A 14,199-nucleotide genomic window follows, 5' to 3' on the forward strand; every position below is an offset into this window, starting at 1 on the left:
CCTAGCGGAGGACGTAGCGCAGGGGGTCGTCGGCGCCGTCGCGGCGGGCGACGCCGCGGGTCTCGAGGGTGCGGAGGTGGGCGGCGGCCTCCGCGGCGGCCATCCGGCGCGCCTGCTGGGGCATGTCGGCCCACGCGTGCCGCCAGTGGAGGCCGGCCGTGAGGTCCCAGAGGGTGACGGGCGCGGCCGACAGGAGGGCCGTCACCTCGGCGAGGCGCTCCTCGTGGTGCGCGATGATCTCCTGGGCGCGGCCGGAGAGGCCGTTGAAGCGGTACTGGTGCGCGGGGAGGACCTCGTCCACCGTCATGGCCGACACCTTGTCGAGCGAGCCGAGGAAGTCGCTCAGCGGGTCGATGTCGGGGGTGTCGTACGGGTAGAGCCCGATGTGCGGGGTGATGCGCGGCAGGACGTGGTCGCCGGTGAAGATGCGGTCGCCGTCCTCCAGGTGGAGGCAGATGTGGCCGGGGGAGTGGCCGGGCGTCCAGATGGCGCGCAGCCGCCGGCCCGGGACGTCGAGCAGGTCGCCGTCGGACACCTCGCGGTCGGGCACCGCCGGCGGGGACACCTGCGTCTGCCGGCTCGGCCCGGCCAGCTCGGACTCTCCGGCGCCGGCGCGGCGCAGGGCGGTCAGCTCGAACTCGCGGCGGCCGCCCTGGCCGACGGCGTGGAAGCGGCGGACGATCTCGGCGTCCGCGTGGTGCATGGCGATCCAGGCGCCGGACGTCTCCCGGACGCGCCCGGCGAGCCCCGAGTGGTCGGGGTGGAAGTGCGTGACGACCACGCCGCGGACGTCCGACATGTCGATCCCGAACGTGCCGAGGCCGTCGCGGAGGGCGGCCCACGCGTCCTCGTGCTGCCAGCCCGCGTCGATCAGGACGGGCCCCTCGGGGCTCTCCACGGCGTACACGAGGGTGTACGCGAGCGGGTTGTCCGGGATGGGGACGGGAACGCTCCACAACCCGCCGCCGAGGTCCTCAGGTTCCGGCTGCACCGAGACCGCCTTTCGCGCCTGTCGAAGCATGGGAATGCCCCGGCCACGGTAGCCGGGGCGGTGGATCGGGTCAGATTCGCTCTAGGACGGTGGCGGTGGAGAGGGCGCCGCCCGCGCACATGGTGATGAGCGCCGTCCGGTCGTCCCGGCGCTCCAGCTCGTGCAGGGCGGTGGTGATCAGGCGGGCGCCGGTGGCGCCGACCGGGTGGCCGATGGCGATGGCGCCGCCGTTGACGTTGACCTTGTCCATGTCCGGCTTGTGGACGGACGCCCACGACAGGACGACCGACGCGAACGCCTCGTTGATCTCGGTGATGTCGATGTCGTTCATCGTCATGCCGGACCGCTGGAGGACGCGCTCGGTCGCCTGCACCGGGCCGTCGAGGTGGTAGTACGGCTCGCCGCCGACGAGCGCCTGCGTCCTGATGCGGGCGCGGGGCCGCAGGCCGAGGGCCTTGGCCTTCTCCTCCGACATCAGCAGCACCGCGGCGGCGCCGTCGGAGATCTGGGACGAGGTGCCCGCGGTGTGCAGGGCGTCCGGCATGACGGGCCGGAGGTTCGCGAGGCCGTCGGCGGTCGTCTCGCGCAGGCCCTGGTCGCGGGTGACCTCGCGGGTCTCGCCGGTCGGGTTGCCGTCGGCGTCCAGGACGGGCGCGGTGACGGGCGCGACCTCGCGGTCGAAGCGGCCGTCCGCCCACGCCTTGGCGGCGAGCTGCTGCGAGCGGGCGCCGAACGCGTCCAGGTCGGCGCGGGTGATGCCGCGCCGGGCGGCGATCCGCTCCGCGGCCTCGAACTGGTTCGGCATGTCGATCGACCAGTCGTCGGGGCGCGGGTTCGCGGGCATGACGTTGGTGCCGAGCGGCGCGCGGCTCATCACCTCGACGCCGCAGCCGATCGCGACGTCCACCACGCCCGCGGCGATCTGCGACGCGGCGAGGTGGACGCCCTGCTGCGACGAGCCGCACTGCGCGTCCAGCGTGGTCACGCCGGTCTGCCACGGCAGCCCCGCGTACAGCCAGGAGTAGCGGCCGATGTGCCCGCCCTGCTCGCCCGCCTGCGTGACGCAGCCGGCGAAGACCTGCTCCACCTCGGCGGCGTCGATGCCGGACCGCTCGACCAGCGCGTTCAGCGCGTGCGCGAGGACGGCCATCGGCTTCATGCCAGCGAGCCATCCGTTGCGCTTACCGAGCGGCGTGCGCACCGCCTCGACGATCACCGGGGTACCCATGCGGTCTCCTTCTAGAACACGATTCGCCTTTGAATGTAACGTGTTCTAGGTTTCCCGGGCGAGGCCGGGTCCCGGTGAGAGGGACCCGGCGGCCCGGCCGTCAGTACCGGACGGGGAGCTCCTTGATGCCGTTCAGCCACGCGGAGCGCAGCCTGCGGGGCTCGCCCGCCCGGGTGATGTGCGGCATCTGGTCGGCGATCGCGTCGAACATGAGCCCGATCTCCAGCCGCGCCAGGTTCGCGCCGATGCAGTAGTGCGCGCCGGTGCCGCCGAACCCGAGGTGCGGGTTGGGGGAGCGGGTGATGTCGAACGTCATCGGGTCGGCGAAGACGTCCTCGTCGAAGTTGGCGGAGCTGTAGTACATCGCCACGCGGTCGCCGGCCCTGATCTCCACGCCGCCGAGCTCGGCGTCCCGGACGGCCGTGCGCTGGAACGCGGTGACCGGCGTCGACCACCGGACCACCTCGTCCGCCATGGTCTCGGGACGCTCCGCCTTGAACAGCTCCCACTGCTCCGGGTCGTCCAGGAACGCCATCATGCCGTGGGTGATCGCGTTGCGGGTCGTCTCGTTTCCGGCGACGGCGATCACGATCATGAGGTAGCCGAACTCGTCGTCGGTCAGGCCGTGTCCGTCCACGTCGGCCGAGACGAGCTTGGTGACGATGTCGTGCGCGGGGCAGCCGCGGCGCTGCTCCGCCAGGCCCATCGAGTAGCCGATGATCTCCGCGGCGGCGCCGGTCGGGTCCGCGTTGTACTCGGGGTCGTCGTAGCCGAGCATCTTGTTGGACCAGTCGAACAGCCGGCGCCGGTCCTCCTGCGGGACGCCCATCAGCTCGGCGATGGCCTGCAGCGGCAGTTCGGCCGCGACCTCGGTGACGAAGTCGCCCGCGCCGCCGCGGCGGCGCGCCTCGGCGACGATCCGCTCGGCGCGGTCCTGCAGCGCGTCGTGCAGGCCGTTGATGACGCGCGGGGTGAAGCCGCGGGACACGATCCGGCGCAGCTTGGAGTGCTTCGGCGCGTCCATGTGCAGCAGCAGGTGCTCCCACTGGACGTCCAGCTCCTCGGGAGTGAACATCTCGTTGAACCGGATCACGGCGCCCTTGGCGCTGGACGACCACTGCTCGTGGTCCCGGGAGATCTCCTTGATGTCGGCGTGCTTGCTGATCACCCAGAAGCCGCCGTCGTCGAACCCGGTGCGGCCGGGCGGCTGCTCGTTCCACCAGGGCGCGCCGGTGCGGCGCAGCCGCGCGAACTCGGCGAGCGGGATGCGCTCGGCCATCAGGTCCGGGTTGGAGAAGTCGAAGCCGGCGGGGACGGCGGCGGTCCCGGAAGTCGTGGTGGTCATGCGCGGTTCCTCCCGATAAGGCGGCGCTCTCCCGGCAACCGTAGAACCCGTTCCACGGCAAGTTCAAGAGCAAATGAGACTCAAGTCTAATCTTGCGTCTCCATCACTCGATTGATGGATGACTGGGTAGTCATGTTCGTGTCCAACAGGGGGTGACCGATGGGGCGGCCGCTCATGACACAGGCCGGGAACGAGCTCAAGGGGACGCCCGGTGAGCTTCCTCACCCGGACCTGAAGGTTTAGGTAGAACAGGTTCTAGAAATCGCCTTGCGTGGACCGTCGGAGCGGTCGACTAGCCTGGGGAACTCGACCTCCCCCGCGCCGGAGAGCCCCCATGGCCGCAGATTTCGACGAGCCCGCGTTCGACGAGGAATTCGTCCGGAGCGCGGTGTTCCGCGAACCGTCCGCACGCGAGCGCGCCCGGCCGCCGAGCCGCCGGGAGCGGCGCCGTGCCCGCCGGTCCGCGCGGCGCGCCGGCGGGGGCCGGTTCGCGCGCCGCCGCCGGCGCGAGCCGAGCCACCGGCGCGCGGTGTTCCAGCTCCTCGGCGGCGTGCTGGTGCTGTTCGCGATCTCGTTCGCGCTCTGGTGGTGGAACTCCGCGCCCCGCGACGCCGAGCCGCAGCGCCCGGTCAGCCCGACGATCACGCACTCCCCGGAGCCCGCCCCCACCCCCACGGCCCCCGCGCCGGAGGCGCCGCCCACCGGGATCCCCGAGATCTAGCCCCGCCCGCCGGCCCGCCGCACGCGCAGTTCGGCGTACGCCGGGACGAGGACGCCGCGTGCCGCGCGCCGCGCGACGATCCGGTACGGCGCGCCGTCCGCGAGCAGCGCCGCCAGCATCCGCGCCACCTGCGTGCGCGCGACGGCCGCGCCCAGGCACAGGTGGCGGCCCCCGCCGAACCACAGCTGCCGCGTCTCCGGCACGTACTCGCGGTGCAGGTCGAACGGCCCGGCGCCGTTCGTCGCCCGGTACGTCAGCAGCAGGACCCGCTCGCCCGCGCGGAGCCGCCGCCCGCCGACCGTCGCGTCCCGGTTCACGTGCCGTCCGATCACCGGGGCCGGGGTGGCGACGCGCAGCCCCTCCCGCACCGCGTTGTCCAGGAGGGACGGGTCGTCCAGCAGCGCCCGCTGCCGGCCGGTGTCGTGCAGCAGCGCCACCGTGCGGACGGTCCCGGACGCCCCCGTCTCCGTCCCGGCGATGACCAGCAGGGTCGCGAGGCCGCGGGCGAGCGGCAGGCCGAGGTCCAGCTCGCGGCAGCGGCCGAGGAGGGTGTCCGGCCCGGCCGTCCGGTAGGCGTGCGGCACGCCGGAGGTGATGTCGTCCACGATGTCCCGGGCCCGCGCGACGACCGCCGGATCGAGGTCGGTGGACGCGGTGGTGCCGAGCGCCAGCCGGGCGAGCCTCTCCCCGGCCGCGTACAGCTCCCGGAAGGCGCCGTCCGTCCGTCCGGCGGGCAGGCCGAGCAGGTCGGCGACCATCCGCCCGGCGAGGACGCGGGCCGCGTCCGCGACGTCCACGGTCCCGCCCGCGGCGAGCCGGCCGGCCAGCGCGGCGTGCGACGGGCCCTGGGACCGCTCGATCAGGGTGCGCGCGGCGTCCTCGGTGAACAGGTCGCGGGCCCGGGTGCGGATCTCCGCGTGCCGCGCGCCGCCGAAGAACTGCGCCATCTCGTCCCCGAACAGCTGCGTCCACAGGTGGCCGACGCCGCCCTCGCCGTTCATGCCGAAGGCGGCGTGGTCGTTGAGGACGTGCCGGGCCAGCACGGGATCGGTGACCACCCACCCGAGCCGGGGGACGCGCGCGATCGGCCCCGTGTGCCGCGCGGCCTCCAGGAGCGCGAACAGGCCGGGGTTGGCCGCCCACAGCAGCCGGGCCTCGTGCCGTGCCGCCTCGCGGACCGGCCTGGGTGTCTTTGTGCTGGTCATCAGCCGATTGTGTCGGGTTGAGAATCCGGACGAAAAGGCGGTACTACTCAATCCGGATGAGCGGCGATACTCACGGCGAACCGGGTACAAGATCCGGTCGTGGTCCGTAGGGTCTCCCTCACCGCAGGCGCCCGGGTCGGCGAGTCTGGCCGGACACCGAGCACGAGGAACCGGGGGAACCCCAGCCCATGAGAGCCCGCATCGCCGCCGTCGCGGCGCACCTGCCCGAGCGGACCGTCACCAGCGCCGAGGTCGAGGCCCGCGTCGCGGCCGAGAGCGCGGGGTACCGGCCGCACCCCACGATCGTCGAGCGGATGACCGGCATCCGCGCCCGGCACGTCATGGGCGACGGCGAGCAGGCGTCCGACCTGGCCGTCGCCGCCGCCCGCCGCGTCCTCGCCGAGCGCGGCGCCGACCCGGCGGGCGTCGACCTGCTGATCTTCGGCTCGGCGTCGCAGGACCTCGTCGAGCCCGCCACCGCGCACATCGTCGCCGCCAAGCTCGGCGCGACCTGCCCGGTGTTCGACGTGAAGAACGCCTGCAACAGCTTCCTCAACGGACTGCAGATGGCGGACGCGCTGATCCGCACCGGGCAGCACGAGCGCGTGCTGGTCTGCACCGGCGAGAGCCCGTCCCGCGCGATCCGCTGGAACGTCCGCGACCGGGCCCAGTTCGTGGACGCGTTCGCCGGCTACACCCTCTCCGACGGCGGCGCCGCGATGCTCGTCGAGGCCGCCCCGGACGGCGGGATCTTCTACCGCGACTTCGCGGCCGTCTCCAGCGCCTGGCGCGTCGGGACGCTGCCGGGCGGCGGCTCCATGCACCCCCGCGACCCCGAGTTCGGCTACTTCAGCGGGGACGGGCGGCGACTCAAGGACGCGTTCCTCGCCAGCGGCCCGGAGATCTTCACCACCGCCCTGGAGAAGACCGGGCTGACCTGGGACGACTTCGCGGTCGTCGCCGTCCACCAAGTGACGCTGCCGTATCTGGAGGTGCTGCGCTCGATCCTCGGCGTCCCGGCCGGCCGGCTCGTCGTCACGCTGCCCGAGCACGGCAACGTCGCCTCCGCGAGCCTCCCGCTGCAGATCGCCACCGCGCGCGCGGCCGGACGCTGCGGCCCCGGCGACCGCATCGCGCTCATCGGCCTCGCCGGCGGCGTCAGCCTCGGCGTCATGTTCGCGGAGCTGTGACCGTGCCGGATCCTTCCGAGATGCGGCTGTGGGTGGTCGTGCCCGCCTACGACGAGGAGCGGTCGATCGGCGCGACGCTGCGCCGCCTCGCCGAGCAGACCGACACCGCGTTCTCGCTGGTCGTCGTCGACAACGCCAGCACGGACGGGACGGCGCAGGTCGTCAAGGAGTTCGCCGCCGGGCACCCGGCGCTGGACGTCCGGCTCGTCCGCGAACCGGAGAAGGGGACGGGGGCCGCCGCCGACACGGGCGTCCGGCACGCGATCGGCGCGGGCGCCACGCACGTCGCCCGCACCGACGCCGACTGCCTGCCGCACCGCGGCTGGGTCGCGGCGGTGAAGCGCGCGTTCGGCGACGGGCTGGAGATGGTGTCCGGCCCGCTGCTGCCCCGCACCGACGAGTTCGCGCTGAAGTTCTGGGAGCGGCGCCTGCTGCCCGCCGTCATCGACGTCGCCGCCCTCTTCGGACGGTTCCGCCCCGGCAACCAGGACCCGCTCTACCTGGGCCCCTACGTGATGATGCCGGGCTGCAACCTCGCCATCACCGCCGACCTGTACGAGCGGTCGGGCGGCTTCCCGCGCACCCGCATCGAGGACGTCCACGAGGACCGCGCGCTCGTCAACCGCGTCCGCTACGTCACCGGCGCCTACGGTCTGCGCAAGGACGTGACCGTCTACGGGTCGGTGCGCAGGCTGCGCGCGTTCGGCCTGGTCAGGACGCTCGGCTGGTACGCCGACCACCGCTACCGCCCGCCCGTCGTGGACATCCGGTGAACTGGGAGGAGCGGCTCTACCTGGCCGCGCACCCGTTCGCGTACCCGCTGCTGCGCGGGGTGGCGCGGCGCGGCCCGGTCGTCCGGGTGCCCGGCGTCGGCGTCGTCGTGAACGACGCGGCGGCGGCCCGCGAGATCCTGATGGACGGGGAGACGTTCCGCAAGGACGGCCCCGGCTCGCCCGGCGAGCTGTGGACGCCGGTGCTGGGCCCGTCCGTCCTGCTCAACATGGAGGGCGAGGCGCACCGGGCGCTCCGCCGCCGGCTCACCGACCTGTTCGTCCCGTCCTACACCGAGGCGCTGTGCGCGCGGGTGCTGGCCGAGCCCCTGGACCGGCTCGCCGGCCGCCTCGGGCGCGGCGCGACCCTCGACCTGGTGGACGCCGCCCGCGTCATGGCCGGCACGGTGATCGGCGAGGTCATCGGCCTGGAGGGCGGGAGCGAGGCGGCCTACCGGGAGCTGTTCGAGCAGGGCGAGCGGATCGTCTCGATGGTGTCGCTGCGGACCCGCCGCCTGTCCCCGGCCCAGGTGCGGCGCGCCCGCGGGGTGCTCGGCCCGCTCGGCGACATCGCCGCGAAGGCGTACCTGGCCGGGGACGAGTCGACGGTCATGGGGCGGATGCGGGCGCTCGGCCTGTCCGAGGACGAGGCGCGCGGCGCGGCCGGCGCGTTCTTCCTCACCGGCACCGAGACGGTCGCGACGCTGCTGCCCCGGCTGATCGCCCTGCTCGCCGACCACGGGCAGTCGCGCCGCGTCGCGGACGATCCGGCGCTGCTCGACCGGGCCGTCGAGGAGGCGATGCGGGTGGCGACGCCGACGCCGGTGATGCTGCGCAGCGTGCACCGTCCCGCCGCGGTCGGCGGCGTGGCGATCCGCCCCGGCGAGCGGGTGCTGATCGCCACGCACAACTGCTGCCGCGCGCACGGCCCGTTCGACCTGGACCGCCCGCACCCGCCGGAGCTGCGCCGGCTGTGGTTCGGCGCCGGGCCGCACTTCTGCATCGGCTACCCGCTCGCCATGGCGCAGATCCGCCTGGTGGCCCGGACGCTGCTGGCCGCCGGGCCCCTCGTGATCACCCGCCGCGCGGCGGCGCGGGGCGTGCTGATCCCGACGTACCGGTACCTGGCCGTTCGCACCGAGGAGGGTTCGGCATGACGCTGGTCAGGCGGCTGCTCGATCAGGCGGCCCGGACGCCCGGCGCCGTCGCGCTCGTCTCCGGAGCGGGCGCGGAACTGACGTACGGCGAGCTGCGGCGGCAGGTGCTGGCCGTCCGGCACGGCCTCCTCTCCGGGGGCCTCGCGGACGGCGACGGGGTGCTGTTCTCGGTGCGGCCGTCGCCGGAGTCGCTCGTCCTGGCGCTGGGGGTGGTCGCGGCCGGGGGAGTGGTCGTCTTCGCCGACCCGGGGGCCGGTCCCGAGATGTTCACCGCGCGGCTGCGGCTGGCGCGCCCGCGCTGGTCGGCGGCGGAGTCGATGCTGTACGCGGGCAGCAGGCTGCGGCCCGTCCGGGCCTACGCACGGCGCCGCGGGCTGCTCCTGCCGAACCTCGCCGACCTCCAGATCCCGGGCGAGGGGCCGATGCGGCACGTCCACGTCGGACGCCGGCTGCCGGGCGTGCCGCGCGGCGCGCTGTCGTTCGCGCGCCTGATCCGGGGCGAGGCGCCCGAACCGGACCGGGACACCGACCCGGACGCGCCCGCCGCCGTGATCTTCACGTCCGGGACGACGGCGAACCCCCGCGCGGTGGTCCACACCCAGGCGTCGCTGGCCGCCGCGCTCGACCTGTTCAGAACCCGGCTGCCCCTCGGCCCCGGCGACGTCGTGCACACCGACCAGCTCATGCTCGGCCTGCCGACGCTGATCGCGGGCGCCCGCTGGTCGATGCCGCCGCTGTTCTGCGCACCGGCCGACTTCGCCCGGCTGATGCGCGAACGGGGCGCAACGCACACGTTCTGCGTCCCCGTCCACCTGGCGGAGATCCTGGACGCCGCCCCGGACCTGCCGCCGTCCGTCCGCTATGTCCTGCTGGGGGCGGCCCCCGCGCCCGCGCCGATCCTGCGGCGGGCGATCGCGGCGGCGCCGTCCGCCGAGGTCCTGTCGGTGTACGCGATGACGGAGATCCTGCCGGTGGCGATCGCCTCGGCGCAGGAGAAACTCGCTCACGCCCACTCAGGGGCAGGGGACCTTCTGGGCGCGCCGCTGCCAGGGGTGGGCGCGCGTCTGGAGGGGGACGGCGAACTCCTGCTGTCGGGCCCCAACCTGTGCCGCGGCTACCTGGGCGCCGACCCCCTCACCGAACTCCCGACCGGCGACCTGGCCCGCCTGGACGACGGACGCCTCGTCCTCATGGGCCGCAAGAAGGACATGCTGATCCGGGGCAAGTTCAACCTGTACCCCGGCCTGTACGAACCATCGGTCGCCGCGCTCCCCGACGTCGCCGAAGCGGCCATCGTGGGCGTCCCCGACCCGCAGACCGGGGACGAAGAGGTCGTCCTCGCGGTGGTCGGCCCACCCGGACTCGACGCCCGGCTGCACCGCACCCTCCCCGACGTCATCGACCACGACGCCCTCCCCGACCGCATCGTCGTCCTGGACGCACTGCCGCGCGCCGGCCGGACCCGCAAACTCGACCGCGACCGGCTCCGCGCCATGGTGACACCGTGAGGATCGCCGTAACCGGGGCGTCGGGCTTCGTGGGCGGCGCGGTGTGCCGGGCACTGACGGCCCGAGGCATCACGACGTACGCGTTCGGCCGCCGTCCGACCACGTCCGAGGCCCAGGTAGGCGGCGCGCCCTACCGTTCATGGGATCTGACCCGCGGCCCGCTCCCCGATGGCCCCCGCGTTGACGCGGTCATCCACTGCGCGGGGAGCGTCACCGACTGGGGACCGGCCCGCGCCCTCTTCGCCGCCAACCTCACCGGCACCCGCAACGCCCTGGCGGCGTTCCCGGACGCCCGGTTCGTCCACGTCAGCACGGCCAGCGTGTACGACCCGTTCCGGCCGAGCGTCATGGCCCGCGAGGACGAGGCCCCGGTGTCCCGCTACATGAACGCCTACGGCGCCTCGAAGGCCGCCGCCGAGCGCCTGGCCCTGGACGGCGGCGCGATCGTCCTCCGCCCCCACGCGGTCTACGGGCCGGGCGACACGACCCTGCTGCCGCGCGTCCTGTCGGCCGTCCGGGGCCCGCTCCTGCCCGCCGTCGGGACGGGCCGCCAGCGCGTCAGCCTGACCTCGATCGGCAACCTCGTGCAAGCCTGCCTGCTGGCCGCCGCCGGCCCGGTGGCCTCGGGCGTCTTCAACATCGCCGACGCGGCCCCGGTCACGATCGACGGCGCCTTCCGGGAGATCCTCCGCGAGCGCCGCATCCGGGCGAGGCCCGTCTACGTCCCGGTCGCCGTCGCCCGCCCGCTCGCGGCCGCGGCCGAGGGCGCGTTCCTTCTGGCCCGCCGCCCCGAGCCCCCGCGCATCACCCGCTATGCGATCAGCCATCTGGCCGTGGAACGCACCCTCGACATCGAGGCGGCCCGGAAGGTCCTCGGCTTCGACCCGCACGAGACGACCTTCGCGGGAGCCGCCGACTGGTAATCGTCAACCACAGGTTGACGCCTCGCGATCGTCAACCTATGGTTGACGCATGACGGAACCCACCCAGGTGACCAGCCAGGTCCGATTGGACGAGCTGATCAACGCCATCAAGAAGGTCCACACCGACGCCCTCGAGCAGCTCAGCAGCGCGATGATCGCCGCGGAGCACCTCGGCGAGGTCGCCGACCACCTCATCGGCCACTTCGTCGACCAGGCCCGCCGCTCCGGCGCGTCCTGGACGGACATCGGCACGAGCATGGGCGTCAGCAAGCAGGCCGCGCAGAAGCGCTTCGTCCCCAAGGGCGCGACGCCCGGCCTCGACCCGTCCCAGGGCTTCTCCCGGTACACCGCCCGCGCCCGCAACGTCGTCATCGCGTCGCAGAACGAGGCCCGCGCCGCCGGCAGCGACCAGATCACCCTCGCCCACCTCGTCCTCGGCCTGCTCTCGGAACCCGAGGCGCTCGCCGCCAAGGCCATCACCGGGCAGGACGTCCTGCTGGACACCGTCCGCCAGGCCGCCACCGCCGCGCTGCCCCCGGAGGCCGCCGACGTCCCGGCGCTCATCCCCTTCGACCAGGACACGAAGAAGGCCCTCGAACTGACCTTCCGCGAGGCCCTCCGCCTCGGCCACAACTACATCGGCACCGAGCACATCCTGCTCGCCCTCCTCGAACACGAGAACGGCTCCGGCGTCCTCTCCGAATCCGGCATCGACAAGGCGGCCGCCGAAGCGAGCATCACCGCGGCCCTGGCGGCGCTGACCGAAGAGCAGAGTTCCTGAACGGCGACCGGCGGCGCCCGATGAGTTTCGGGCGCCGCCGGAGTCCGAATGGGTATGGAGAAGCTCATCACCGCCAACGGCGTCGACCTCTGCACCGAGACCTTCGGCGACCCCGCCGACGTCCCGATCCTGCTGATCGGGAACACGATGCTCACGTGGCCCGACGCCCTCTGTGAACGCCTCGCCGCGCTGCGCCGCTTCGTCGTCCGCTACGACCTGCGCGGCACCGGCCACTCGACGACCGACGACCCGGAGGCCCCGTCCCACACCCTCCGCGACCTGGTGGCGGACGCCGCCGCCCTGCTCGACGCGCTCGGCCTCCCCCGGGCGCACGTCGTCGGCGCGGGCCCCGGCGGCTGGATCGCCCAGCTCCTCGCCCTCGACCACCCCGCCCGGGTCGCCACCCTCACGCTGATCGGCACGAGACCGACCGCCCCCGGCCCCGCCGACCCCGACCTGCCCGAGCACGCGCCCGAACTCATGCAGCACTTCATGAGCGCGCCCCGCGTCGACTGGACGGACCGCGCCTCCATCGTCGAGTTCCAGCTGGAGAACGCCCGGCACACGGGCGGCGGCGACTTCGACGAGGACGAGGCGCGCACGAACATCGAACGCGTCTACGACCGCACCCGCCCCGGCGGCGACCACGGCGCCGCCCACCGCGCCGACCAGATGGGCACCCAGTTCGCCGCCCTGGACTGCGCCCCCCGCTGGCGCGAGCGACTCCCCGGCATGACGGCCCCGACCCTCGTCGTCCACGGCGAGGACGACCCGTTCTTCCCTCTCGGCAACGCCGAGGCCCTGGCCGCCGAGATCCCCAAGGCCGAGTTGCTGGTCCTCCCCGGCACGGGCAGCGAACTCCCGTGCCGCACCTGGCCCACGGTCGTCCCGGCCCTGATCCGCCACACGTCCTGACCCGCGCGACCTGAGGGGAGGGCGCCCTCACATCAGGCGCAGGGCCAGGAAGAAGTCGACCCGGTCCTCCAGGCGGGAGAGGTCGCGGCCGGTCAGGTCCTCTATGCGCTGGATCCTGTACCGGACCGAGTTGACGTGCAGGTGGAGCTGCTCGGCGCAGCGCGTCCAGGAGCCGGAGTTCCGCAGGAACGTTTCCAGGGTCCGGACGAGGTCGGCGCCGTGGGTCTTGTCGTAGTCGTGCAGCGGGTCCAGGAGCCGCACCTGGAAGATCCGGCGGACGTCCTCCGGGACGCTCGCCAGCAAGAGCACGTGGGTGGCCAGTTCGTCGTGCCGGACGACCGAGACCGGCGACGCGCGGGCGGCGGCGAGCCGGCACGCGTGCCGGGCCTCCTCGATCGCGGCGCGCAGGCCGGACGGCGGGGCGGCGTCGCTGACGCCGACCGCGACGGCGGCGCCGGCGAGCCCGGGGGCCAGGAGGTCCAGCGCGTCCTGGAGCGCGGCGGCGACGTTCCGGTCCGGCGCGGGGACGAGTGCGACGGCCGCGTCGTCCAGCACGCCGGCCGCCGGGCGCTCGGTGCCGAGGAGGTCGGCAAGGACGGCGCGCAGCTCGGCCGGGCCCAGTCCGCCCCGGCCGGAGGCGACGACCGCGACATGCGGGACGTCCGGCAGGCGGGAGACGTCCCCGGCCGCGGCGGAGGCGACGAGTTCCCGGTCGGCGGGGACGTCCAGCCGGGCCCGTTCGAGGGCGACGATCGCGGCCAGTTCGGCGGTGAGGGCGCGGCGTTCGGCGGGCCAGTCGGTGAAGTCGCCCTCGAAGGCGATGAACCAGTCGGCGACGCGGGGGGTGCCGGCGGCGACCGGGAACAGGGACGCGCCGAGGCCGGGGACGTGCAGCGGCAGGGCCGGCGCGGTGAGGAAGGCGCGGGCCAGCGCGGCCGGGTCGGGCGGCGGAGGGCCGGCGATGACGCGGCCCGCCGGAGTGAGGACGTGGCAGTGGCCGACCAGGTCGAGGACGGCGCCGAGGCCGGTGCCTTCGACCAGGCGGCGGTGCCGGTCCAGGACGGCGGCGAGGTCGGCGGCGCGGGCCCCGGACAGGTTCCGGACGACCTCCTCGGTGACGGTCGCGAACGCCACGTCCTCCGGAACCTTGAACAGCGGCAGGCGGTGCCGCCGGCAGGCGTCGACGAGGTCGTCCGGGATGGCGCCGAGCGTGAGGTCCCACGCGGCGAGCCCGGAGACGCCCGCCCCGGCGAGGGCCCGCACGAACGTCTCGGAGTCGGCGGGGGAGGCCCGCCAGACGAGGCCCGTCAGCACGAGTTCGCGGCCGCGCAGGTAGCGGCCGGGGTCCAGGAGGTCGGTGGTGACGACCCACCTGATCGCGCGGTCCAGCTCGTCCGCCCCGGTGACGACCTCCAACCGCAGCTCCGGCATCGCGAGCAGGGAGCGCAGCTTCATATGGAGAAAC

General features: G+C 74.2%; 13 protein-coding genes. 8 read left to right on the forward strand and 5 right to left on the reverse strand.

The annotated features are described in order from the left end of the window. Position 1 precedes the first annotated feature (1 nt). The 3 genes from ACA511_RS36660 to ACA511_RS36670 all read right to left on the reverse strand — a co-directional run bounded on the left by ACA511_RS36660 (position 2) and on the right by ACA511_RS36670 (position 3,564). Complete coding sequence (locus ACA511_RS36660) at positions 2–1,021, reverse strand: MBL fold metallo-hydrolase (protein ID WP_375029313.1); 1,020 nt, start codon at positions 1,019–1,021, stop codon at positions 2–4. 40 nt (positions 1,022–1,061) lie between these two features. Then, positions 1,062–2,219: a steroid 3-ketoacyl-CoA thiolase gene (locus ACA511_RS36665; RefSeq protein WP_375029314.1), complete on the reverse strand. Its 1,158-nt coding sequence runs from the start codon at positions 2,217–2,219 to the stop codon at positions 1,062–1,064. 100 nt (positions 2,220–2,319) lie between these two features. Continuing rightward, positions 2,320–3,564, reverse strand: coding sequence for a cytochrome P450 (locus ACA511_RS36670; RefSeq protein ID WP_375029315.1), 1,245 nt, complete (start codon positions 3,562–3,564; stop codon positions 2,320–2,322). Positions 3,565–3,898: 334 nt separating this feature from the next. Between ACA511_RS36670 and ACA511_RS36675 the strand changes: the two genes are divergently transcribed. After that, complete coding sequence (locus tag ACA511_RS36675) at positions 3,899–4,285, forward strand: hypothetical protein (protein ID WP_375029316.1); 387 nt, start codon at positions 3,899–3,901, stop codon at positions 4,283–4,285. Here the strand turns inward: ACA511_RS36675 and ACA511_RS36680 are convergent. Then, positions 4,282–5,490: a cytochrome P450 gene (locus ACA511_RS36680; RefSeq protein ID WP_375029317.1), complete on the reverse strand. Its 1,209-nt coding sequence runs from the start codon at positions 5,488–5,490 to the stop codon at positions 4,282–4,284. The genes ACA511_RS36675 and ACA511_RS36680 overlap by 4 nt on opposite strands. A 188-nt stretch (positions 5,491–5,678) precedes the next feature. Between ACA511_RS36680 and ACA511_RS36685 the strand changes: the two genes are divergently transcribed. The 7 genes from ACA511_RS36685 to ACA511_RS36715 are packed head-to-tail and all read left to right on the forward strand — an operon-like array spanning position 5,679 to position 12,734. After that, positions 5,679–6,680 carry a 3-oxoacyl-ACP synthase III family protein gene (locus ACA511_RS36685; protein WP_375029318.1) on the forward strand — a complete coding sequence of 334 codons (1,002 nt, stop codon included), beginning with the start codon at positions 5,679–5,681 and terminating at the stop codon, positions 6,678–6,680. Between the two features lie 2 nt (positions 6,681–6,682). After that, positions 6,683–7,453 carry a glycosyltransferase family 2 protein gene (locus tag ACA511_RS36690; RefSeq protein WP_375029319.1) on the forward strand — a complete coding sequence of 257 codons (771 nt, stop codon included), beginning with the start codon at positions 6,683–6,685 and terminating at the stop codon, positions 7,451–7,453. Then, on the forward strand, positions 7,450–8,607 hold the full coding sequence (locus ACA511_RS36695; RefSeq protein ID WP_375029320.1) for a cytochrome P450: 1,158 nt from the start codon (positions 7,450–7,452) through the stop codon (positions 8,605–8,607). Before ACA511_RS36690 ends, ACA511_RS36695 begins: the two co-directional genes overlap by 4 nt. Continuing rightward, entirely contained in the window at positions 8,604–10,115 is a 1,512-nt protein-coding gene (locus tag ACA511_RS36700; protein WP_375029321.1) for a class I adenylate-forming enzyme family protein, read from the forward strand. Before ACA511_RS36695 ends, ACA511_RS36700 begins: the two co-directional genes overlap by 4 nt. Beyond that, complete coding sequence (locus tag ACA511_RS36705) at positions 10,112–11,038, forward strand: NAD-dependent epimerase/dehydratase family protein (RefSeq protein WP_375029322.1); 927 nt, start codon at positions 10,112–10,114, stop codon at positions 11,036–11,038. The genes ACA511_RS36700 and ACA511_RS36705 overlap by 4 nt, the downstream gene beginning before the upstream one ends. 49 nt (positions 11,039–11,087) lie before the next feature. Beyond that, a complete protein-coding gene (locus ACA511_RS36710; protein ID WP_375029323.1) occupies positions 11,088–11,819 on the forward strand; it encodes a Clp protease N-terminal domain-containing protein in 732 nt (243 codons plus the stop codon). Positions 11,820–11,867: 48 nt separating this feature from the next. Next, positions 11,868–12,734: an alpha/beta fold hydrolase gene (locus ACA511_RS36715; protein WP_375029324.1), complete on the forward strand. Its 867-nt coding sequence runs from the start codon at positions 11,868–11,870 to the stop codon at positions 12,732–12,734. Between the two features lie 27 nt (positions 12,735–12,761). Here the strand turns inward: ACA511_RS36715 and ACA511_RS36720 are convergent, their stop codons facing one another. Next, the gene (locus ACA511_RS36720; protein ID WP_375029325.1) at positions 12,762–14,189 is read right to left on the reverse strand and encodes a PucR family transcriptional regulator; all 1,428 of its coding nucleotides are present in this window, start codon (positions 14,187–14,189) and stop codon (positions 12,762–12,764) included. Positions 14,190–14,199 lie beyond the last annotated feature (10 nt).

The organism is Actinomadura sp. GTD37 (assembly GCF_041951365.1).
GTDB lineage: Bacteria > Actinomycetota > Actinomycetes > Streptosporangiales > Streptosporangiaceae > Spirillospora.

Excerpts from the sequence above, each read along its gene's own strand:
- ACA511_RS36670 (WP_375029315.1), bottom strand. The coding sequence starts at position 3,564 with ATGACCACCACGACTTCCGGGACCGCCGCCGTCCCCGCCGGCTTCGAC.
- ACA511_RS36660 (WP_375029313.1), bottom strand. The coding sequence starts at position 1,021 with ATGCTTCGACAGGCGCGAAAGGCGGTCTCGGTGCAGCCGGAACCTGAG.
- ACA511_RS36700 (WP_375029321.1), top strand. The coding sequence starts at position 8,604 with ATGACGCTGGTCAGGCGGCTGCTCGATCAGGCGGCCCGGACGCCCGGC.
- ACA511_RS36710 (WP_375029323.1), top strand. The coding sequence starts at position 11,088 with ATGACGGAACCCACCCAGGTGACCAGCCAGGTCCGATTGGACGAGCTG.
- ACA511_RS36720 (WP_375029325.1), bottom strand. The coding sequence starts at position 14,189 with ATGAAGCTGCGCTCCCTGCTCGCGATGCCGGAGCTGCGGTTGGAGGTC.
- ACA511_RS36715 (WP_375029324.1), top strand. The coding sequence starts at position 11,868 with ATGGGTATGGAGAAGCTCATCACCGCCAACGGCGTCGACCTCTGCACC.
- ACA511_RS36685 (WP_375029318.1), top strand. The coding sequence starts at position 5,679 with ATGAGAGCCCGCATCGCCGCCGTCGCGGCGCACCTGCCCGAGCGGACC.
- ACA511_RS36665 (WP_375029314.1), bottom strand. The coding sequence starts at position 2,219 with ATGGGTACCCCGGTGATCGTCGAGGCGGTGCGCACGCCGCTCGGTAAG.
- ACA511_RS36680 (WP_375029317.1), bottom strand. The coding sequence starts at position 5,490 with ATGACCAGCACAAAGACACCCAGGCCGGTCCGCGAGGCGGCACGGCAC.
- ACA511_RS36675 (WP_375029316.1), top strand. The coding sequence starts at position 3,899 with ATGGCCGCAGATTTCGACGAGCCCGCGTTCGACGAGGAATTCGTCCGG.